This window comes from Paraburkholderia polaris, from assembly GCF_012927345.1.
GTDB lineage: Bacteria > Pseudomonadota > Gammaproteobacteria > Burkholderiales > Burkholderiaceae > Paraburkholderia > Paraburkholderia polaris.
Genome location: NZ_JABBGJ010000005.1, coordinates 196,247 through 215,998, shown reverse-complemented (window position 1 = coordinate 215,998; position 19,752 = coordinate 196,247). Strand labels below are relative to the sequence as shown.

19 protein-coding genes and 2 pseudogenes are annotated in these 19,752 nt (G+C 60.9%); 10 read left to right on the top strand and 11 right to left on the bottom strand.

The annotated features are described in order from the left end of the window. Nucleotides 1–201: 201 nt before the first annotated feature. Nucleotides 202–606: an OsmC family protein gene (locus HHL24_RS06305; protein ID WP_169484711.1), complete on the top strand. Its 405-nt coding sequence runs from the start codon at nt 202–204 to the stop codon at nt 604–606. Between the two features lie 92 nt (nt 607–698). Here HHL24_RS06305 and HHL24_RS06300 read toward each other — a convergent pair whose 3' ends face one another. Then, nucleotides 699–1,343 carry a helix-turn-helix transcriptional regulator gene (locus HHL24_RS06300; RefSeq protein WP_169484638.1) on the bottom strand — a complete coding sequence of 215 codons (645 nt, stop codon included), beginning with the start codon at nt 1,341–1,343 and terminating at the stop codon, nt 699–701. 350 nt (nt 1,344–1,693) lie between these two features. Between HHL24_RS06300 and HHL24_RS06295 the strand changes: the two genes are divergently transcribed. From HHL24_RS06295 to infA, 3 genes are all read left to right on the top strand, one after another. Then, nucleotides 1,694–1,912, top strand: a complete 219-nt coding sequence (locus tag HHL24_RS06295; RefSeq protein ID WP_028194708.1) for a hypothetical protein — start codon at nt 1,694–1,696, stop codon at nt 1,910–1,912. 557 nt (nt 1,913–2,469) lie between these two features. Continuing rightward, nucleotides 2,470–2,751 (top strand): hypothetical protein, encoded by a 282-nt coding sequence (locus HHL24_RS06290; protein ID WP_093635985.1) that lies wholly within the window; start codon nt 2,470–2,472, stop codon nt 2,749–2,751. 132 nt (nt 2,752–2,883) lie between these two features. After that, nucleotides 2,884–3,156: a translation initiation factor IF-1 gene (gene infA, locus HHL24_RS06285; RefSeq protein WP_012427521.1), complete on the top strand. Its 273-nt coding sequence runs from the start codon at nt 2,884–2,886 to the stop codon at nt 3,154–3,156. 334 nt (nt 3,157–3,490) lie between these two features. Here infA and HHL24_RS06280 read toward each other — a convergent pair whose 3' ends face one another. Next, entirely contained in the window at nt 3,491–4,234 is a 744-nt protein-coding gene (locus HHL24_RS06280; RefSeq protein ID WP_169484637.1) for a GntR family transcriptional regulator, read from the bottom strand. A gap of 259 nt (nt 4,235–4,493) precedes the next feature. On the opposite strand from HHL24_RS06280, the gene HHL24_RS06275 reads away from it, so the two are divergent. The 3 genes from HHL24_RS06275 to HHL24_RS06265 all read left to right on the top strand — a co-directional run bounded on the left by HHL24_RS06275 (nt 4,494) and on the right by HHL24_RS06265 (nt 7,682). Then, nucleotides 4,494–5,735, top strand: coding sequence for a cyanate transporter (locus HHL24_RS06275; protein ID WP_169484636.1), 1,242 nt, complete (start codon nt 4,494–4,496; stop codon nt 5,733–5,735). Nucleotides 5,736–5,944: 209 nt separating this feature from the next. Further along, entirely contained in the window at nt 5,945–6,520 is a 576-nt protein-coding gene (locus HHL24_RS06270) for an ANTAR domain-containing response regulator (RefSeq protein WP_169484635.1), read from the top strand. A 10-nt stretch (nt 6,521–6,530) separates the two neighbouring features. Next, entirely contained in the window at nt 6,531–7,682 is a 1,152-nt protein-coding gene (locus HHL24_RS06265) for a CmpA/NrtA family ABC transporter substrate-binding protein (RefSeq protein WP_169484634.1), read from the top strand. 313 nt (nt 7,683–7,995) lie between these two features. Here HHL24_RS06265 and HHL24_RS06260 read toward each other — a convergent pair whose 3' ends face one another. From HHL24_RS06260 to HHL24_RS06250, 3 genes and pseudogenes are all read right to left on the bottom strand, one after another. Then, complete coding sequence (locus tag HHL24_RS06260; RefSeq protein WP_169484633.1) at nt 7,996–8,436, bottom strand: ester cyclase; 441 nt, start codon at nt 8,434–8,436, stop codon at nt 7,996–7,998. Nucleotides 8,437–8,593: 157 nt separating this feature from the next. Further along, nucleotides 8,594–8,851, bottom strand: a pseudogene (locus tag HHL24_RS44995) (DUF1269 domain-containing protein); the annotation flags it as partial. 309 nt (nt 8,852–9,160) lie between these two features. Next, nucleotides 9,161–10,063: pseudogene (locus HHL24_RS06250) on the bottom strand (LysR family transcriptional regulator); the annotation flags it as partial. 653 nt (nt 10,064–10,716) lie between these two features. Between HHL24_RS06250 and HHL24_RS06245 the strand changes: the two are divergent. Both HHL24_RS06245 and HHL24_RS06240 read left to right on the top strand, forming a co-directional pair. Then, nucleotides 10,717–11,775 (top strand): Dyp-type peroxidase, encoded by a 1,059-nt coding sequence (locus tag HHL24_RS06245; protein WP_169484632.1) that lies wholly within the window; start codon nt 10,717–10,719, stop codon nt 11,773–11,775. Further along, a complete protein-coding gene (locus HHL24_RS06240; protein ID WP_169484631.1) occupies nt 11,768–12,571 on the top strand; it encodes a family 1 encapsulin nanocompartment shell protein in 804 nt (267 codons plus the stop codon). Before HHL24_RS06245 ends, HHL24_RS06240 begins: the two co-directional genes overlap by 8 nt. Before the next feature lie 178 nt (nt 12,572–12,749). On the opposite strand, the gene HHL24_RS06235 is transcribed toward HHL24_RS06240, so the two are convergent. Then, nucleotides 12,750–13,739, bottom strand: a complete 990-nt coding sequence (locus HHL24_RS06235; RefSeq protein ID WP_169484630.1) for a LysR family transcriptional regulator — start codon at nt 13,737–13,739, stop codon at nt 12,750–12,752. Between the two features lie 273 nt (nt 13,740–14,012). Between HHL24_RS06235 and HHL24_RS06230 the strand changes: the two genes are divergently transcribed. Continuing rightward, a complete protein-coding gene (locus HHL24_RS06230; RefSeq protein ID WP_169484629.1) occupies nt 14,013–15,440 on the top strand; it encodes an aminotransferase-like domain-containing protein in 1,428 nt (475 codons plus the stop codon). Nucleotides 15,441–15,541: 101 nt separating this feature from the next. On the opposite strand, the gene HHL24_RS06225 is transcribed toward HHL24_RS06230, so the two are convergent. The 5 genes from HHL24_RS06225 to cydB all read right to left on the bottom strand — a co-directional run bounded on the left by HHL24_RS06225 (nt 15,542) and on the right by cydB (nt 19,748). Beyond that, nucleotides 15,542–15,799: a MoaD/ThiS family protein gene (locus tag HHL24_RS06225; RefSeq protein WP_169484628.1), complete on the bottom strand. Its 258-nt coding sequence runs from the start codon at nt 15,797–15,799 to the stop codon at nt 15,542–15,544. Between the two features lie 42 nt (nt 15,800–15,841). Further along, complete coding sequence (locus HHL24_RS06220; RefSeq protein WP_169484627.1) at nt 15,842–16,393, bottom strand: molybdenum cofactor biosynthesis protein MoaE; 552 nt, start codon at nt 16,391–16,393, stop codon at nt 15,842–15,844. A 45-nt stretch (nt 16,394–16,438) separates the two neighbouring features. Beyond that, a complete protein-coding gene (moaA, locus tag HHL24_RS06215; protein ID WP_169484626.1) occupies nt 16,439–17,542 on the bottom strand; it encodes a GTP 3',8-cyclase MoaA in 1,104 nt (367 codons plus the stop codon). Between the two features lie 249 nt (nt 17,543–17,791). Further along, nucleotides 17,792–18,703, bottom strand: coding sequence for a bestrophin family protein (locus HHL24_RS06210; protein ID WP_169484625.1), 912 nt, complete (start codon nt 18,701–18,703; stop codon nt 17,792–17,794). Between the two features lie 37 nt (nt 18,704–18,740). Then, nucleotides 18,741–19,748 carry a cytochrome d ubiquinol oxidase subunit II gene (gene cydB, locus HHL24_RS06205; protein ID WP_169484624.1) on the bottom strand — a complete coding sequence of 336 codons (1,008 nt, stop codon included), beginning with the start codon at nt 19,746–19,748 and terminating at the stop codon, nt 18,741–18,743. Between the last annotated feature and the right edge of the window lie 4 nt (nt 19,749–19,752).

Here is a 19,752-nt window from a genome sequence, read left to right as displayed (position 1 = left end):
CTTCGAGGCCGCGCTGATGAGGAGCGTGGGGGCGCATACACAACACCGGACATGGCGATCGCGCCTGTGTCATCCACTTTGGCGCCCGCGGCGAGCCGCCGGAATGCGATACTGCCAATCGCCTTCCTGTCTCATCGATCTGTTCAAATCACATCACGCATCAAACGACGTCACGCCCTCGTGACACCAGTGAGGACAATGATGACTCTCGCGATCGCAACCGCCATCTCGGACGCAGATGCGCCCAACTATCTCGTCAAAGTCGATGCGGGTACACACAGCCTGCTCGGCGATGAAGGGCCGCACGAAGGGGGGCAGGATAGCGGCCCGGCCCCCTTCGAATTCGTGCTCTCGGGTCTCGCGGCATGCACCGCCGCCACGCTCAGGATGTACATGCAGAAGAAAGCATGGACGGGCGGCCGGATCAAAGTGGAGACGGAATTGCACGTCGGGCGCGACGGCGGTCAATACATTCGGCGTACCGTATCCGTCAATGGGCCCCTCGACGATAGCCAGCGGACCCGCCTTGCCGAAATCTGCGAGAAAACACCTGTCACCCTGTTCATCAAACGGGGAGCACAGATCGACACGACAATGCAATGGTGAGACGAAGCGCCTCGTTACGTCAGTATCGAGCGCTGCTCGCGGTCAGCAGCGCCGTGAAAACCACCGCGCTATCCCCTGCGATTTGAGGACCGTCAGCCACCCTCTTTCATCTGCTTCAGAATCTTATAGACGGTGGCGCGCCCCATCGTCAGCACGGCGGCTACATAGTTCGCGGAACTGCGGCCGCGAAACGCCCCCTGCGCATGCAGCGCCTCGACGATTTCCCGCTTATGTTCGCGCGTGAGCGCATTGATGCCGATTTGCCGTTCGCGCAGCCAGGTGTGCAGGAACGTGTTGATGCGGTCCTGCCAGTCGTCGCGGAACAGTTCCTCCGCGGGCGCATCCGTCAGATTGCCGCCTTTGATGAACAGATCCAGCGTGGAGCGCACATCTTCGAACACCGCGATGTTGAAGTTGACGCACAGCATGCCGGCCGGCTTGCCGTCGTCGTCGAACAGGATGTTGCTCACGCAGCGCATGCGACGGCCGTCCCAATTGAGCTTCTCGTACGGCCCGATCGTCCGGCCGCGTGCCGCATAGTGGACTTCGTCGAGCACCGAGGGTCCGCCGACTTCAAGCTTCGACAGGTTGTTCACGAGATACGCGATGGTCTGATCGCGCAGGTCGTGAATCACGACTTCGGCACACGGATAGAACAGCGCCGCGATGCCGTCTGCAATGGGTGCGTAGCGGTCCAGCAGCAGGTCTTTCACAGGAGAGACAGTTGTCTTGCGCATTGAGCAATCGCAGTGTTCGAGAGATGCGGCGCCGCTTTTCGTCCAAATGAGCCAACAAGGGCGCCGAGGTTATGGCCGGCAGGCAAGGTAAGCACAACAATGCCGGGCAGCCACGCGCTGCAACTCGCCATTGTAACGACCCCAATCGGCAGCGGCGACCGCAACGCCACGGCGACGGACCAGCGGCGATTTTATTGCGGGGCCACATGGCGCGCAGGGCTTTGATGGGCGCTCCACGGCATGCTGCCCGCACATTCCGGTTGTTGCATCCGCACCCAGCGATTTTTGTCCGCTTGGCGAGCGATTTTTTTTCGTGCGATAAATGGACCATCTATTTCACGGAGCAAGAGATGGCCACGCTCGAAGCGTTTCGCGCCGTGCTCGATGACGAAGGCACGCCGGAAATCATCCGCAATCACATCATCGATTCGTTGCAATACACGCTGCGCAATCACGGGCAGATTTTTACGTCGAAGGAAGTCGAATGGCTGGCCGGCTGGGACGACGCGCGCATTCCGCTCGCCGCTTCACGCGAGCTCCAGAAGCGCGTCGCCGAAACCACCCGCTGACGCCCGTTCGCCTGCGCCTTCACCTGCGCCATTACGGCGCCGCCGCACACACGGCGTGCCGGTCCTACCCCGGCGCGCCGTCCACGGCAGCCTTTTCTTGCCCAATGCCCCGCCGGCTGGGCGGTTTGCCCCCGCACGGAACTTTTTGCTATCCAATTAGACCCATTTAGTGCATCATATTGGAATAGCTGTATTCCGCATTCGTAGCACCGGCAGTATCAAGCACAGTTTCAATCGGCGTCTCCGCACCACCCCCGACTGTTCGACCGCTGCGTGTCAGCGATCCCGTCACTCCGGCAATGCGCCGCCTGCATTCGCCGTCGCGAGTTGTGCAGCTGAGTGGTTCAGCTTTTACGCGCCCGATGTCTGCGCGACATCAGCGTGTTTCTTCTCCATCGAATCCGCGATTTTGCGCGGCCGCGCTCATGCCCTTGCCATCGGGCCTGTGCCAACCTTTTTTCCATGGCGGCGCGCCCTAAGGTGCTGCGCTGCCGGGCCTGTTGTGCCGCGCGTAACACGCGTGACACGCGGGCCACGTAATACAGGACACGTGCTTCATGAATTCAGTTGTCAAGACGTACAAGGGTTACGAAATTCACCCGCTCGTCTATCCGCGCCGCCCGGCGGACGGTCAGACGGGCCGCAATCCGGACGCAGGCTACGACGCGTCGGTGCGCATTTGCCGCGTGGGCGCCAATCCGGCTGCCGACGGGCGTGTATTCCGTCTGCAGTATCTGTTTCCGTTCGACGGCACGGGCAAGGCGCGCATTGCGTGCATGGCTCACGCCGAACAATTGATCGACGGCCGTGTAGACGGCCAGTCCGTTGCCGATCTTTGAGCGGTACTATCAGCAAATCAGCTGGTGCCGCAGCGCAGTTGGCCTGAAAGCCAACTGTCAACCGTATCAGATGTTGTGCCAGGCTTAGCTGCTCGGCCAACACCCACTTATCCCATCGACCAGGAGTTATGCATGGCGAAAGAAGAACTGCTTGAACTTGACGGTATCGTCGACGAAGTACTTCCGGATAGCCGTTACCGTGTGACGCTCGACAACGGCGTCGTGGTTGGCGCTTACGCGTCCGGGCGCATGCGCAAGAACCACATCCGTATTCTCGCGGGCGACCGCGTGACGCTGGAACTGTCGGTTTACGATCTGACCAAAGGCCGGATCAATTTCCGTCACAAAGACGAGCGCGCCACCGGTGGCGGCGGCGCACGCAATACGCAATTCCGTCGCCGTTAAGGCTGGCGGCACGCTGACCGCTCATTGATCTGCTGATTCAGCTGCTGATTTGGCTAATTCCTGATCGGTCTTTGTGTGACCCATTGCTGGTTTGTTGTTCGCGAAGCCTTTCGCGCGCCTTCCTCCGGCTTGATTCGTTGACTCGAGCCTGAGCGGCGCGCTGCGGCGTCGCACGAATTGCATCCGCTGTTCCCGTTGCACGTTGTGCCTGGCCAATTGCTTTGCTGAATCGCCTTGGCGCATAGCCTCAACTATCGCCGGCCTCAGCGCCTCGCGCCGCGCGCTCCCGCAGTCGGGTGTCCCGCACCCTTGCACACTGCGCAGCTTCCTTTATTTACGCCCCGAACACGGCAGCGAGATCCTCTCCTGCTGCGCTCTTGCGCACCTGCTCGACCACCCGCTCCTCCAGTTCCGACAAATGCTCACGCATGGCCGCTAAGGCAGTATGCAGGTCGCCCGCATCGAGCGCTTCGATGATTTGCGTATGCTCGTCCGCGGAACAGGTCGAACCCTTCGACGGGTCGAACAACGCTTTGTACAACTCGGTCTTCGCCACGAGTTGCCCAACCAGGCCAAGCAATTCCGTACCGCCCGCCAGTTCCGTCAACAACACGTGAAACTGGCCCGCCAGCCGGACGGATTCCTCGATCGCGCCCGCGCGCAAAGCCTTTTCCTCGCTGCGCACGTGCTCGCGCAGGCGGCGCTTGTGCGTCGCGCCCAACGTCCCGCACAAGGCCGCGACGATGCCCGCCTCGACAATCTGCCGGGCGCGATACACCTGACGAATGTCTTCTTCCGATGGCGACGGCACGAACGCGCCGCGATTCGCCTCGAGCACCAGCTTGCCCTCGAAACCCAACCGCGCGAGCACTTTGCGCAACGCGCCGCGCGTGCAGCCGAACGCGGCAGCGAGATCGCGCTCGACCAGTTGCGCGCCCGGACGCAAACGGCCTTGCAACAACGCCGCGGTGATCGACGCGTAAATGCGCTCTTCGACGCTGATCGAGTCGTCGCCGATCACGGTGTGAAGAGGCGTTTCTGCATTGGCGGACGGCGTACGCGAGGAACGGGAGGCCATGAATTCAGTGATGGAGAACAGAGCGATATCGCACGGCATTGTAGCGACGCGAGGTGGCAGGCGCCATCCGCGGGTGCTCGGACTTATACCGGACATCAGAAAAATGGTTAACCATTCCAGGTTATTATGGTTGACCAAAATAGTCTCGGGCGATTTTTTCTACCCTGCTCGAGCCTAGTTACCCGTCTTGCCGCCACCGGTCGCGCAGCTTCCTCTTCCCGCTCGCAAGGCGTCGCCCACTCTCACATTCAGGTCCATTGTGAATTCGCACTCCAGCGCCAGCCCGACCCAAACCCGTGCAAACGACGACGCATCCCACGCGCTCACGTGGCGGGACGCGTTATGGCTGTGCGCGGTTGTCGTGATCGGCGTCAATCTGCGGCCCCTGCTGACGTCAATCAGCCCGTTGACGACAACGATCCGGGACGCAACCGGGTTGAGCTTTTACGGCGCGTCGTTACTGACCAGCCTGCCGGTCGTCGCGATGGGCATCGGCGCATTCGGCGCCGGCGCGCTAACCCGGTCGATCGGTGAAACGCGCGGCGTCGCGCTCGGTTTGCTCGCGATCGCGTTTGCCTGCGGCGCACGCTGGGCGGCCACCAGCGGCACAGCGCTTCTCGCGACGGCGGCGCTCGCGGGCGTCGGTGTCGCGGCGATTCAGGCGCTCCTGCCAGCCGTCATGAAGCAGCGCTTCCCTGCACGCGTGCCGCTGGCGATGGGGGTGTTCTCGGCATCGATCATGGGGGGTGGCGGCCTCGGGGCGCGCATGAGTCCGTGGGTGAGCGCAGCGATGGGGTCGTGGCATGCGGGGCTCGCTATGTGGGCACTTCCTGCTTGTGTCGCGCTGATTTGCTGGTTGAGTTTGAATTTCCGTGCTTCGCGCAAGATCGCGCCGCGGATCGCTCCGGGCAATGCGGTGACCGTTCCGCTGTGGCGCAAGCGGCGCGCGTGGACGCTTGGCCTCTACTTCGGAATCGTCAACGGCGGATATACAACGCTCGTCGCATGGCTGCCTGCGTTCTACCAGCAGCGAGGCGTGAGCGTTGCGGATAGCGGTTCGTTGCTCGCCTGGATGACGGTGTTTCAGGCTGCATCGGCGTTGCTGCTGCCTCTCGCTGCGGCACCGTTTCGCGATCGACGGCCGTGGTTGGCGCTAGGTTTGTCGGCCCAATTCGCCGGGTTGCTCGGCTTGATCTTGTGGCCTGACGCAGCACCGTTGGTCTGGGTCGGCGTTGCCGGAGCCGGGCTTGGCGGGACGTTCTCGTTGACGCTCGTGACAGCTATGGATCATTCGGCCGATCACCGCGTCGCGGGTAGGCTGGTCGCGTTTACTCAGGGTGTCGGCTTTGCAGTGGCAGCAATCGCGCCGACGTTAGCCGGCGGTCTTCGGGCAATGAGTGGCTCATTTACGACCACGTGGGTGATGCTCCTCACCGGTGTGGCCGCCATGATTCTGGTGAGCTTTCTGTTTTCGCCGCGCAGCTATGAGAGATGGCGCTGACAGCCTCGGCAACTGCCGCCGCATCGCGCTCACGACGCGCGCCACTTCGGTGCATCACCCCTGCATGCCCCGTGCGGGTGCAGCCCCTATTGCCTGACTGTTCCTAAGTCCGTGATTGCGCTACCGTGATTGCACCACCTCACCGCAATCGTCGCGCACTGGCATACAGGTTGCTTTATTAGTAGCCAGCCGTCGATAAACCACACTCCATGCTGCGCGTTCTCCTCGTAACCGATACCGATAAGCCGATAGGCGATCTGCGCGATGCCCTCGCACGACTCGGCTACGAGATGCTGGCCAGCACGGCGACGCCGCAAGCACTGCATCGCGTGGTTCAGAGCGAACGGCCGGACGTCATCATCATCGATACCGAATCGCCGTCGCGCGACACGCTCGAACAACTCGCGGTGATGAATGCCACGGCACCGCGTCCTGTGCTCATGTTCAGTCACGACGCGAACCAGCAATTGATTCGCGACGCGGTGGGTGCGGGAGTCACGGCCTACCTCGTCGAAGGTCTCGCCACGGAGCGGCTTGCGCCGATCCTCGAGGTCGCGCTCGCGCGGTTTGCACAAGAGTCTCAGTTGCGCGAACGCCTCGCGCAAGTCGAAAACGAACTCGCCGAGCGCAAGCTGATCGATCGCGCCAAACGCCTCCTGATGGATCAGCAGAAACTCACCGAACATGCCGCGTACGCCACCCTGCGCAAGCGCGCGATGAACCAGGGCGTCAAACTCGCCGAAGTCGCGCGCGCCGTCGTCGCGTCCGCAGACTCGCTCAAATGAAGCGCCGCTCATGAACTCTTCCGCCCCGCTCACCTCATCGTCCGCGCCCACGTCGCTCGAGAAAACCCATCTGAGGCTCGGCTTCGTGGCGCTGTCCGATGTCGCGCCGCTCGTCGCCGCGAAGCTGCTCGAATTCGGCCACGCACATGGTTTGACGCTGGAACTGTGCCGGCAGCCTTCATGGGCCGCCGTGCGTGACAAGCTCCTGTCGGGCGAACTCGATGCGGCGCATGTACTCTACGGTCTCGTCTACGGCGTGCAGTTGGGCCTCGGCGGTCCGCAAACCGATATGGCCGTGCTGATGGTGCTCAATCGCAACGGCCAGGCGATCACGCTGTCGAACCGTCTCGCCGATGCATTGGCCGAACATGGCACCCTGCCCAAAGCTCTGGCTACGCTTGGCCGCAAGCCGGTGTTCGCGCAGACCTTCCCCACCGGCACGCATGCGATGTGGCTGTACTACTGGCTTGCGTCGCAAGGCGTGCATCCGTTGTGCGATATCGAGAGCGTCGCGATTCCGCCGCCGCAAATGGTCGCCGCGCTCGCGGAAGAAAGGCTCGATGGCTTCTGTGTCGGCGAGCCGTGGAATGCAATGGCCGAAGCGGACGGCGTCGGCTGCACCGTCGCTTATACGAGCGAGGTGTGGCCCGATCATCCGGAGAAAGTGCTGGCGTGCCAGCGTGATTTCGTCAGTGCCAACCCGAATGCTGCGCAAGCGTTGGTGCAAACGATGCTGGAAGCCTGCCGCTGGCTCGATGGTGCAGGACATCGCGAGGAGATTGCGCGCTGGCTCGCGCGGCCCGAATTCATCGGCATCGATGAAGCATTAATTGCGGCGCGACTCGGCAATGAAATCGCGGCCTCGGCACCGCGGGGCCTGCCCATGCGGTTCTTCGACAACGGCGCAGTGAATTATCCGCGCGCATCCGACGGTGCGTGGTTTCTCACGCAGTTCGAACGCTGGGGCATGATCGACGCACGCGCGGATTACGCGGAAATCGCGGCGCAAATCAATCAGACGCAGTTGTATCGCGAGGCGGCCGCACGCGTCGGCGTAGCGGTGCCGGGCGATGACATTTCGCAGGTGCTGGTCGACGGCAAAGTGTGGGGCAGCAGCACGCCATCCGCCACGTATGCGCAGAGCTTCACCATTCGCAGCTAAGGCACTTCGCGGCGCCTCGCTCGTTTGCTTTTAGATAGCGCCAGGAAATCCAATCGCCTAGAATCAATCAAACAACCAGAACTACCAGAACAACCGCAGATCACTAGCTGACAGGAGAAATGCCATGTCACAACAGGTAAGCCGTGATACCCGGAAGACGTTTCCCCAGGGCCTGTTATGGTTCGTTGGATTGTGGCTGCTCGGCGTCACCGGGACAGCACTACTTGTGCTGCCGTTTCATCTTCTAGTCGCAGCAGCCATGCATCACTAGCATTGACACCTCTGCCCCGGCGCCCATGCGTCCGGGCGCAACTCAAGGCCGCTCAAGCGTGGTCGGTAACTGTCCAAGTTGACGAAACACCGATAGCCAGTCCTCAAGGTGCCATGTCTTCGCAATTGAACTTCCGCGCATCTCGTGGAAAGAGTGAATCGCAAAACTAATGTGTTTCGAACTTGCAGCAATGCCAAGTAGTTTTCCGGTTTGAGTGCCACTGATCTCCGCGCGAACGCCCACCCGGTCCCCGTGGACCAGCAAGTCGAGAATGGTGACTTTCATATCAGGCAGTGCAGTCGTGATGTCGGCGAACACTTGAACCATCTGATCAGGTCCCGGCGCAGCCCCTGGGGGCTCGGGAATATATTCCCAATCAGGGGTAACGACCTTTCGTAACAACGCGACGCTTTTCTGCTCGAAGGCGCGATAGAACCCTTCAATCGCTTCACGGGTGATATCTTCGTTGGTAGGTAGGGTCATGTCCGGTTACTCCTGAAGAACGCTCACGGCAAAGCCTGGACTGAACCAAACTGCACGGATGCCGGCATCACTGTTGTCAACGGACATCTGACGCGGCATCCATCTGGTTTGTTTTGAAGTCTACATCGATGCGCATCCGCGCGCTCCGCGCTCGTGATCACGCAAGCGGTTTGCGAAACACGCTCCCACCATAGCCGAGCACGATATTGTCGACTTCGAACGGTGATGCTTCCTGCGCCTCGAGGATGAATGCAACGTGGTTGGGAGTCAGTTTGCTGGATATCGATGCGACCAGTTCGTTATCGAGCGTGTCCTTGATCGCATGCTCAGCCAGTCCACCGCTCGCCCCTATCGTGAAGCCAAGTGCCGCCCCTGCCGGTCCGCCAAGCATCCCGATCAAACCGCCCGTTAGCGCGCCGATCACTGCCCCCCAGAACGGCCGGGTTTGCTCGTCGAGCAAGACCAGTTTGCCGGTGGCGTCCTTTTGAACCAGCACGCCGCTCTCGATTTTGAAACCCAGGTCTTTTTCCTCAAAATTCCTGAAATCTCGACCCGCTCTTTCGGCGACGTCAACGCTGTCGAAAATCGCGACGATCAACTGTTGTGCCATTTGATAGCTCCTCGTATCGCTAACGTTATCTATCAAAGATAGTGATTTTCGCAGCGTGCGCCATTTTTTTACTTCCGATTCATGGTATCGGGCGAAGTGAGCGTTGACCTCCGCGCGCACCCTGCCGAGAATTTCCGGCGTGCAATTGTTTAGCACCGTCAAAATCAGCCGTACCCGTGTGGGTGCCTGGTGCTGTGCCTGACTCAAGAGATTCAGTTCGAATGGCGGCAGGTCGAAACCCGGCAGTATGCGGACCAGCCTGCCGTCTGCGAGCGCTTCGACACACGCCGGTTCTTCCAGCACCCCAATGCCGGCACCCGAGAGGATCATTTCATACAGGGGCCGCCAATGACTGGTCTTGATTGCGGTACGAATCGGCGCGTTCTCCACGACCTTCGCTACGTGCCTGAGCGGCAACTGGTCCGCGCCAAACATACCCTGGACCCGGATGAACGGGTGTTTGACCAGGTCAGACGGCTCGGTAATCGGACCGTGCTGGCTCAGATAGCCTGGTGCGGCCACAAGAACGCGCCCAACCTGGCCCAGTTGCCGGGCAATGAATGCCCCTTCTCCGAGTTGCCCAAGACGAAATGAAATGTCTACCCCCTCCGTCACAAGGTCGACGATCCTGTCGTTCAGGACCAACTCCAGATTCAGTTGTGGATAGGTTGCGCGCACCAGCGTCAACGCCTCCGGCACGACCGTGTCGCCAAAGCAATGGGGTGCCGCGATGCGAATTGTTCCCCTGAGGACCTGCCCATCGTTCGACACTTCAGCGACCGCCTGCTCCACGGCGTGCAGAATCTTCTTGCTACATTCGTAGAAGGTGACGCCTTCGGGCGTGCGATTGAAAGCGCGAGCACTACGGAACAGGAGCCGGCAGCCAAGGTATTTCTCAAGCCGCTCAATGCGTTCGCTTGCGGCCGGCTGCCCAATATTGAGGTCCCTTGCCGCGCTGGAGATACTCCCACGCTCAACCACCCTGACGTAGATGCGCATGGCTTCGAGCAGATTCACAGTACCCAACCTCCATTCGCATTGCGAATTATTTGACACCGCCTTTCTTTGCGAACAGCGAGGCCTGAACGGAAGGACTTTTTGGTCTACCGGCTGCGACGAGCCGCTGAGTACCACGGCGTGTGAAAAATCCGGGAGTGAAGAAAATCAGATCAGTGCCGCCGGATAACCGGATGGTAACGATATGACGGGAGAATAAAAGGCCGCCAGGTCCGATATGAAGTATCGAACGAGAGGCAGAGATTTGCGACAAAATAATGTCGAGTTTTATCGGCACACGATCTCGCCCGATGTCGCTTCACACGTTGTCGGCCAGTGAGCATGCGAAACACAATCTGGTCGTCAATCTGGCTTCGGGATACTGCATTCGAGCGTACCCAAAGCCTTTGCACTGTTTCCATAAAGTGCCCGGGCGGTATAACATCTCTGGACTTATAGCTGAACGTCAACAATGTCACGAATATCTGCGCACCTCTTGATGGCGAGGCAACGCGTCACGGGTGCCCGCGGCGACCGCTGCAGCAAACGTGCTTCAGTCATTCGGACGAAAAATTTGCGCGCGCCTACGGTAGGTAATCACGCAGGTGATCACGAAGGCGGAAAACATTCGTCCCACTCCCGAAATCAATAACGGTTCATCAATATTCAAACCGATGCCCAAAGACATCCCAGAATCGCAAGCCGTCTGTAATAGCGTCACTCGTAGCGCGATCTTCATCGTCGCGACCGTCAAGGGTGGCCAGGAGCCCGCTGAACAAGTGCGCGCGTGGTGCGGCGACGTTGCCGCGCTGGTGCGCTCGGTCGGCAAGCGCGTCCCGTCCGGCAACCTCACGTGCGTTGTCGGTTTCGGCTCCGACGTGTGGGACACGCTGTTCGGCGCCCCGCGCCCGGCGCGCCTGCACCCGTTTCGCGAATTCGGTGAGGGCGAACGCCTTGCCGTGAGCACGCCGGGCGATATCCTGCTGCATATCCGCGCGGACCAGATGGATCTCTGCTTCGAGCTCGCTACGCAGCTGACAGGACGGCTCGGCGATGCGATCTCGGTGGTCGACGAAGTACACGGTTTTCGCAACTTCGATCTGCGCGCCATGGTGGGCTTCGTCGACGGCACCGAGAATCCGGAAGGCCGCAAGGCCGTCGATTCCACCCTCATCGGTGACGAGGATCCGGAGTTCGAGGCCGGCAGCTATGTCATCGTGCAGAAGTACCTGCACGACATGACCGGCTGGAACGCGCTTTCCGTCGAGACTCAGGAGCGCATTATCGGTCGCACGAAATTGTCCGACATCGAGCTCGACGATGCGGTCAAACCGTCGTATTCGCATAGTTCGCTCACGACGATCACCGAGAATGGCGAGGAGGTGAAAATCCTCCGCGACAACATGCCATTCGGCCGCCCGGGTATGGGCGAGTTCGGCACCTACTTCATCGGTTATGCCCGTTCGCCTGAGCCGATCGAGCAGATGATGGAGAACATGTTCGTGGGGCGGCCACCGGGCAACTACGACCGGCTGCTCGACTACAGCCGCGCGGTCACGGGCGGCCTCTTCTTTGTCCCGTCGGCCACCTTGCTCGAGGCGCTCGCAGATCGCGATCCGCAAGCTGCTGACACCGCTATCGAGCAACGGGCCGAACCGTCTTCGTCCACCGAGCCGCGTTATGACGGCTCGCTGAATATTGGCTCTCTCAAAGGAATCTCTCAATATGAATAACCTGCATCGCGAGCTTGCCCCCATCTCCCACGCCGCCTGGTCGCAGATCGAGGACGAAGTGGCGCGCACCTTCAAGCGCAGCGTCGCCGGCCGTCGTGTGGTCGACGTCAAAGGCCCGGGCGGGACAGAACTGTCCGGCGTCGGCACAGGGCACCAGATTGCGATCGCCGCGCCGCAGCAAGGCGTCGTAGCAAAGCTGTCCGAGGTAAAGCGCCTCGTCCAGTTGACCGTGCCGTTCGAGTTGCAGCGTGAAGCGATTGACAGCGTCCTGCGCGGCGCGAAAGATGCAGACTGGCAGCCCGCGAAGGAGGCAGCAAAAGAGCTCGCCTTTGTCGAAGATCGCGCGATCTTCGATGGATACCAGGCTGCGGACATAGAAGGGATTCGCGAAGGCTCGTCGAATCCGCCGCTCGCGCTGCCGGCCGACATCGCCGATTATCCGACCGCGATTAGCAACGCGCTCGAACAGTTGCGGCTTGCCGGTGTCGACGGGCCCTATTCCGTACTGCTTGGCGCCGACGCGTACACGGCGCTCGTCGAGGCGCGCGATCAGGGTTATCCGGTGATCGAGCACATCAAGCGGATCGTGAATGGCGACAGCATCTGGGCGCCCGCGCTCGCAGGCGGCAGCGTGGTATCCATGCGCGGCGGCGACTTCGAGTTACACCTGGGCGAAGAGCTGTCGATCGGTTACGTGAGCCATACCGACACGGTAGTGCGCCTTTATCTGAGCGAGACGCTCACGTTCCTGATGCTGACGAGCGAAGCGTCGGTGTCGCTAACGCAGGCAGAATAAGGCAAGCAGAATGAGGCAAGCACAATAAGCGCCTGCACAAGCCCGGATTGACTTCATTGTCCGGGATAGCACGCTAAACCGGGAGAAAGCGCAAACCGATATTTAGAATCGGAATGCATCGGGATGCATCAGGTTGGGGAATTGTCGATAATCAAATTGAAGTGGACTTGTTGCGGGCTCAAGCCCGCAACGACGGCTTTAGAAGTGCGGACATCTCATCGTCGGGAAGGACTTCAAAGCCGCTTGTCACTTCGCCGCAGTCGGCGTGCACTCTTTCCAGGATTTCCGACGTGCACTTTCTTAACATCGCCACCATCATCCGTACCCGTGGCGGCACCGGACGTTGCGCCTGGATCAGTACATTCAGATCGAAAGGCAGCACCTCGAATTCCGGCAGTATGCGGACCAGCCGGCCGTCTGCGAGCGCATCGACGCAAGCCGGCTCTTCCAGCACCCCGATGCCGGCACCCGAGAGGATCATTTCATACATGGGTCGCCAATGACTCGTCTTGATTGCGGTACGGATCGGCGCGCTCTCCACGACGGTCGCTACGTGTCTGAGCGGCAACTGGTCCGTGCCGAACATGCCCTGGACCCGGATGAACGGGTGTTTGACCAGATCAGACGGCTCGGCGATTGGACCGTGCTGGCTCAAATAGCCTGGCGCGGCCACGAGAACGCGCCCAACCTGCCCCAGCTGACGGGCAATGAATGCCCCTTCTCCGAGTTGCCCAAGACGAAATGAAATGTCTACCCCCTCCGTCACAAGGTCGACGATCCTGTCGTTCAGGACCAGTTCCAGATTCAGTTGTGGATAGGTTGCGCGCACCAGCGTCAACGCCTCCGGCACGATCGTCTCGCCAAAGCAATGGGGTGCCGCGATGCGAATCGTTCCCTTGAGATCCTGCTCGTCGTTCGACACTTCGGCGACCGCCTGTTCCACGGCGTGCAGAATCCTCTTGCTACGCTCGTAGAAGGTGACGCCTTCCGGCGTGCAATTGAAAGCACGCGCGCTACGGAGCAGGAGCCGGCAGCCAAGGTACTTCTCAAGCCGTTCGATGCGCTCGCTTGCGGCCGGCTGCCCAATGTTGAGGTCCCTTGCCGCGCCGGAGATACTCTCTCGTTCAACCACCCTGACGTAAATCCGCATGGCTTCTAGCAGATTCATAGCACCCACCCTCCCTTTGCACCGATTTCGCACGATTCGAATCAATCCTTACGCATCGGAAGGCCCCGCCGTGGGGGCCTGGCAATGCGCATTCAATGGAAAACAGAGTAAGGCCGGGCCATCAGTCGCAGAGTGCACAAATCGCACCGACTCGCGTCAGTACAGTTCTGCTACGATCTGCGCACCAAGCCGCGACATGGCGGTGCGAGCGCGTGTAAGCGGGGGGAGAGGCCGGTACAGCTTGCCGCAGCGAAACGCTAAGGGAATCGTCCGATGAATCTCTATGAGAAGCTTGCAGACGATATCGAGAAACTGATCCGGCAAGGCGTGTACGGTCATGGCGAACGCCTCCCGTCGGTACGGCAGACCAGCCAGCAGCATCGGCTCAGTGTCACGACCGTCATCCGCGCCTATTTGCTGCTCGAAAGCCGTGGCTTGCTAACGGCCCGGCCCCAGTCGGGCTATTTCGTCAACTTCCGGGGCGACGGGGGCGAACGCAAGGCGCTCGAACTCCGGCCATCGAAACCGATTCCGATTTCGTCGCCGGTCGACGTCAGCCGGTTGGTGCTTTCCACCTTGCGCTCGATCGGTGTCGACGACGCCGTGCCACTCGGTTCGCCCTATCCCGACCCTGGTCTGTTTCCATTCGAAAAGCTCAACCGCTACGCTTACGACGCAGGACGGGGCAAAACGCGGTGGGGTGTGACGGATGCGCTACCTCCCGGCAATGCGGCACTCGTGCGCCAGATCGCGCGCCGCTACCTCGAGAACGGCATGGCCGTCGATCCGAACGAGATCATCATCACGGTCGGCGCAACTGAGGCAATCAATTTATGCCTTCAGGCGGTCGCGAAGCCCGGCGACGTGATCGCCGTCGAGTCACCGACGTTCTACGCGATGCTCCATGCCATCGAACGGATGGGCATGAAAGCGATCGAGGTGTCGACTCATCCGGAGCACGGTATCGATATCGAGGCGCTTGCCGCGATTGTGGAGTCGCAGACCATCGCGGCCTGTATGGTCATGCCGAACTTCCAGAATCCGCTGGGTTTTCTGATGCCCGACGACCGCAAGCGCGAACTCGTGCAATTCCTGACGAAACGCGACATCCCGGTCATCGAGAACGGTGTCTACAATGAGTTGCACTATGACAGCACGCACCCGAGCACGTTGAAGTCCTTCGACACGAAGGGGTTGGTACTTCACTGCGGTTCGTTCTCGAAGACCCTCACGGCAGCCTACCGGATTGGTTGGGCGCTGCCGGGCCGATATCGCGATCGGGTCGAGAAGCTCAAGTTTCTCAACACGCTGACCTCTCCGGCGATTCCACAAATGGCGATTGCGGAATTCCTTGAGCGCGATGGCTACGAGCATCACCTGCGAAGGGTTCGGCGCACGTATGCGCAGCAGGCCAATTTGATGAAGGCGACCGTCTCGCGTTTCTTTCCTGAAGGTACGCGCATGTCCAACCCCGCGGGCGGCTACGTGCTGTGGATCGAACTGCCGCCCAAGGTCGACGCGATGCGGCTCTATAACCTCGCTCTCGACCAGGGCATCACCATCGGTCCAGGCTATATGTTCTCGGTCTCGGAGACAACCTATCGGAACTTCATCCGCCTCAATTACAGCAGCCCCTGGTCGAGCGAAATCGAACAGGCGGTGATTACCGTCGGCAAGCTCGTCGCGATGTGCGCCCGTTAGTGGCACAGTCGTACAGTGGCGCGGCGCCACGGTTGCCGCTGCCTGAGCGCGCGTGGGCACGGTGAACCCCGTGCGGCGCGACCGGGATCTTCAGGGCGGCCTCAGCCCCCCGTGACGGGCGGAAAGAATGCGATTTCGCTGTCCTCGCGCACGACGAACGTGTCGGTGACCATCTCGTGATTCACGGCTGTACGGAGTGGTCGTCCAGCGCGCAGCGCCTCGGCCATCCGCTCGTCCCTCGAGGCGAGCCTGCCCCGCAGGCAGTCAACGGGGAGTTCGGGCGCGTTAATGTGCACAATCTCCTGCGAGATGCCGAGTTGTTCACGAACGCTAGCGAAATATCTGATGGTGAGTTTCATTCGTCTGTTCCAGTTGCCGGCACGATGTGGGCGAATGGCGCATCAGCCCCACCGCAGCATCGATTGTTCGTCGCGCGTCTTGGCTTCGACCCATCTGAGCGCGCCGTCGCGCCGAATTTCCTTCTTCCAGAGCGGCGCATGGGCCTTCAGGAAGTCCATTAGAAATTCGCACGCGTCGAATGCCGCCCGTCGATGCGGCGCGGCGACCACGACAAGTACCACCGCATCGCCGAGCGCGACACGGCCGACCCGATGCACGATCTTCACCGCCTCCAGGCGCCATCGTGCGATCGCCTCTTCGACGATGCTGCTGAACGACTGCTCGGTCATCCCCGGGTAGTGCTCAAGCTCGAGCGCGACCACGTCGTCGAAATCGCCGCAATGACGCACCACGCCGAGGAAGTTCACGATGGCACCCACGTTGGGATTGCGCGTGACCGGCATGATCTCCGACTGGATATCGATCGGCTGGTGCTGGACGCGCACTTCGAAGCCCGCCGCGATGGTGGCCTCCAGAAGCGCTGGATCGCCTGCACACTCGCTGGGATGCGGTGTGGCAAGCTGTGCGCGATCACTGTGCGACGGTGCTGTCATGGCGGCTCTCCGGTCTGTGTCTGCTTCGCAAGGAATCGCCAGGCGTCAACCGCCGACCAGCGACATGCGGACTGTGGGATAGGCTTTTCCCGATGCTGGCCGGCGCGGTGTCGAACGAAGCTCGGAGTAGCGGTCGTCGCGCTGGATCCACCGGCTGCGGACGGCGCCGGCCAGTTGCTCGACTGAGGCGGTCTCAGCGAGCCAGGGCCTGAGGTCCGTGCCATGGGTGGCGAAAAGGCAGGAAAAAAGTTGGCCGTCGGCTGATACACGAGCGCGCGAGCACGACCCGCAGAACGGTTGCGATACGCTCGCGATAAAGCCGACTTCGCCTGCGCCGTCGGCATGGCGATAGTTGACGGCGGTGCCCATCTGTTCGTGAACGACGACGGGCACCAGCGGGAACGCCGATGCGACGATGTCGCGCGTCTCGCGAGCCGTGATCACCTTCGTATTCGACCATCCGCCCGCGCCGCCAACGTCCATATATTCGATGAAACGCACGGTGACGCCGGTGCCCTTGAACAGCCGCACGAGTGGCAGGATCTGGCTATCGTTGACGCCTCGCTCGATCACTGCGTTCACCTTGATCGGCGCCAGCCCCACCTCGCGCGCCGCCTCGATCCCGTCCAGGATCCGCGACACGGGCATGTCGACGTCGCTCATCCGGCGGAACACGGCATCGTCCACGGCGTCGAGGCTCACCGTCACGCGGCCGAGGCCGGCGTCGCGCAGTGAACGTGCCTTCGCGGCGAGCAGGGAGCCGTTTGTCGTCAGCGCGAGCTCCATCGGTTTGCCGCTTGCTGTGGTCAGTTTCGCGAGCTGTTCGATCAGGGATTCGAGCCCACGCCGCAGGAGCGGCTCGCCGCCGGTGATGCGTATTTTCTCCACCCCGAGCAGAGCGAACGCTTTCGCGAGCTTAACGATCTGTTCGAACGACAGGCGTTCCGAGGACGGCAGGAACCGGTAGTCTGCGCCGAAGGTGTCACGCGGCATGCAGTACGTACAGCGGAAATTGCATTGATCGATGACGGACAGACGTAAATCCCGCAGGGGACGATTGAGCTTGTCCAGCGTGGACGTGGCACCGCCGGCGAATACGCTATGGCGCGATGCCGTATCGGCGGGGTTGGGCTGGTCGATGATGTTCACGATCTATCCGAAGGTGGGCAGCGTGCGGCGGCAAACGGAGGAAGGCAGCGACGGCAGTCGAACTTTCTGATCGGAAGAGCCGCCGGCCTGTGCATGACCTGCTGACAGGATAGTGCGTCGGCCCTGCGTAGGGGACGCACAGTCTGTGCCGAATTCCAGGAGTACAGTTTGTGCGCCGTACCGGATGTCACGGCGAAGCAGACGCGCGTACTGCCAGGCAAGCCGGCCGGATGCGTCGAACAACGCACGCTAGGTCAGTTGGTACTCGCGCACCGGTACGACCTCGTCGGGAAGCTCACACCCACACAGTTCGAGAATCGATCGTTCGATGTTGCGGGTCATGGCGTCAAGCGCCAGCGCATTCGGCGCAATCGTAAAAGGCTCGGCGACTTCGCTGGCGATCGCTTCCAGCGCAATGAGCGTATAAGAAATAAAAACGCAGAGAAGAGGCGTGAAGAACTCCGTTGAATCGACCAGACCGAACGGCAGCAAAACGCAATAGGCATAGACCGTGCGGTGAAGCAACACACTGTAGGCAAACGGAATGGGCGTGGATGCGATCCGTTCACACCCTCCCACGGTTCTTCCCAATTCGTCGATCTGCGCGTCTAACATCCAGAGCTTGGTATCCGATATCACTGCCCGGACTTGCAGGTCGGCGAAGTCGCGACGAATGTCATTGAGCAGCGCAGTCGGTTTGTAGCACGTATGCTGCAACGCCTCGGTTCGCGTGCGTCCAAGAAAGCGAATGAGATCGGGAGTCGGGTCGGTCCCGCGCAGTTGGTGCTTCAACGCGTACACCGTTGCAATCAGTGTATGGGCCATTTGAACGTTGTGATCGCCCCGTGGCACGTAACACAGCATCTGCGACGTCAGCGCGCGCGCCGAGATCAGGATGCTGCCCCAGAGATGGCGCGCCTCATTGAAGCGCTCGTAACTTGCGTTATTGCGGAACGCAAGGAAGATCGCAAGCGCGAGGCCGAACAATGTGAAAGGCGCCGTATTGAGCGGGATCTTCTCGCCAAAAATGCGCCCTTGCGTCACCACGGCAAGACTGCTGACAGCCGCCATGAAAGCCAGTTGGGGAATAATCGACTGCAACACGGAACCGTTCCAGACAAACAGCAGCCGGAACCAGTTCTGCCCTGGTCTAACAATCATAATGTGCTCTTGTAATGGTCTGACTGCGCCGTCACCCTCAGTGGTAGCCGGCGTCCCCTTCCCGCACCTTGCCCCGGAATACGCGGTATTGCATGACGTTGTAGACGAGGATGATCGGCAGCACGATCACCGTGCCGACCAGCGCGAACAGTTGGCTCGAGTGGCTCGACGAGGCTTCCCAGATCGTCAGGGAAGGCGGAACGATGTTCGGCCAGATGCTAATGAGCAAGCCGCTATAGCCGAGAAAGGACAGCGCGAGCGTGAGAAGGAACGGGGTCGCTTCGTGCTTCGACCGAAGCGAACGGAAGATGCCCCACACGCAGGCGATGACAAGGATCGGCACTGGCAGGAACCAGACGAGATTGCCGCTTCCGAACCAGCGATGTGCAACCGCCGGCAGCCCGACCACGGTCCAGAGACTCACAACGACCATCGCCCCGAGCAGGACGCTCACGAGCGGCCGCATCACCTCGCGCATCTTGCGCTGCAATTCGCCGTCCGTCTTCAGGATGAGCCAGCCGCAGCCGAGCGTCGCATACGTGGTGAGCACGCCGATTCCGCAGAACAGGCTGAACGGCGAGAGCCAGTCGAACGGGCCGCCCGCGAAACGGCCATCGACGATCTTGATGCCTTGCAGCAGCGACCCCAGCACGATGCCCTGGCAGAGCCCTGCGAGCGCGGAACCGCCAATGAAGGCGAGGTCCCACGCGTGCTGGGTCCTGACCGCCTTTGCACGCAGTTCGAAGGCCGCCCCGCGGAAGATCAGGCCCACGACCATCAGGATCAGCGGCAGATAGTTCGCCGGCAGCAGCGTCGAATAGACCACCGGGAACGCCCCATAAAGCCCGGCGCCGCCGAGCACGAGGAACGTCTCGTTACCGTCCCAGACCGGGGCGATGGTATTGAGCATCACTTCCCGATCGCTTTTCCCCTCGAAAAACGGAAACAGCAGGCCAATGCCGAGATCGAATCCGTCCAGCATCACGTAGATAAAAACGCCGAGTCCGATGATCGCGGCCCACACAACAGGAAGATCGATTTGCATGGTG

Coding starts and splice junctions, on each gene's coding strand:
- HHL24_RS06295 (WP_028194708.1), top strand. CDS start 1,694: ATGGCCACGCTCGAAGCGTTTCGCGCCGTGCTCGATGACGAAGGCACG.
- HHL24_RS06280 (WP_169484637.1), bottom strand. CDS start 4,234: ATGGCCTCCCGTTCCTCGCGTACGCCGTCCGCCAATGCAGAAACGCCT.
- HHL24_RS06270 (WP_169484635.1), top strand. CDS start 5,945: ATGCTGCGCGTTCTCCTCGTAACCGATACCGATAAGCCGATAGGCGAT.
- HHL24_RS06235 (WP_169484630.1), bottom strand. CDS start 13,739: ATGAATCTGCTAGAAGCCATGCGGATTTACGTCAGGGTGGTTGAACGA.
- HHL24_RS06240 (WP_169484631.1), top strand. CDS start 11,768: ATGAATAACCTGCATCGCGAGCTTGCCCCCATCTCCCACGCCGCCTGG.
- HHL24_RS06220 (WP_169484627.1), bottom strand. CDS start 16,393: ATGACAGCACCGTCGCACAGTGATCGCGCACAGCTTGCCACACCGCAT.
- HHL24_RS06265 (WP_169484634.1), top strand. CDS start 6,531: ATGAACTCTTCCGCCCCGCTCACCTCATCGTCCGCGCCCACGTCGCTC.
- HHL24_RS06305 (WP_169484711.1), top strand. CDS start 202: ATGACTCTCGCGATCGCAACCGCCATCTCGGACGCAGATGCGCCCAAC.
- cydB (WP_169484624.1), bottom strand. CDS start 19,748: ATGCAAATCGATCTTCCTGTTGTGTGGGCCGCGATCATCGGACTCGGC.
- HHL24_RS06225 (WP_169484628.1), bottom strand. CDS start 15,799: ATGAAACTCACCATCAGATATTTCGCTAGCGTTCGTGAACAACTCGGC.
- HHL24_RS06260 (WP_169484633.1), bottom strand. CDS start 8,436: ATGACCCTACCTACCAACGAAGATATCACCCGTGAAGCGATTGAAGGG.
- HHL24_RS06290 (WP_093635985.1), top strand. CDS start 2,470: ATGAATTCAGTTGTCAAGACGTACAAGGGTTACGAAATTCACCCGCTC.
- HHL24_RS06245 (WP_169484632.1), top strand. CDS start 10,717: ATGCCCAAAGACATCCCAGAATCGCAAGCCGTCTGTAATAGCGTCACT.
- infA (WP_012427521.1), top strand. CDS start 2,884: ATGGCGAAAGAAGAACTGCTTGAACTTGACGGTATCGTCGACGAAGTA.
- HHL24_RS06300 (WP_169484638.1), bottom strand. CDS start 1,343: ATGCGCAAGACAACTGTCTCTCCTGTGAAAGACCTGCTGCTGGACCGC.
- HHL24_RS06210 (WP_169484625.1), bottom strand. CDS start 18,703: ATGATTGTTAGACCAGGGCAGAACTGGTTCCGGCTGCTGTTTGTCTGG.
- HHL24_RS06230 (WP_169484629.1), top strand. CDS start 14,013: ATGAATCTCTATGAGAAGCTTGCAGACGATATCGAGAAACTGATCCGG.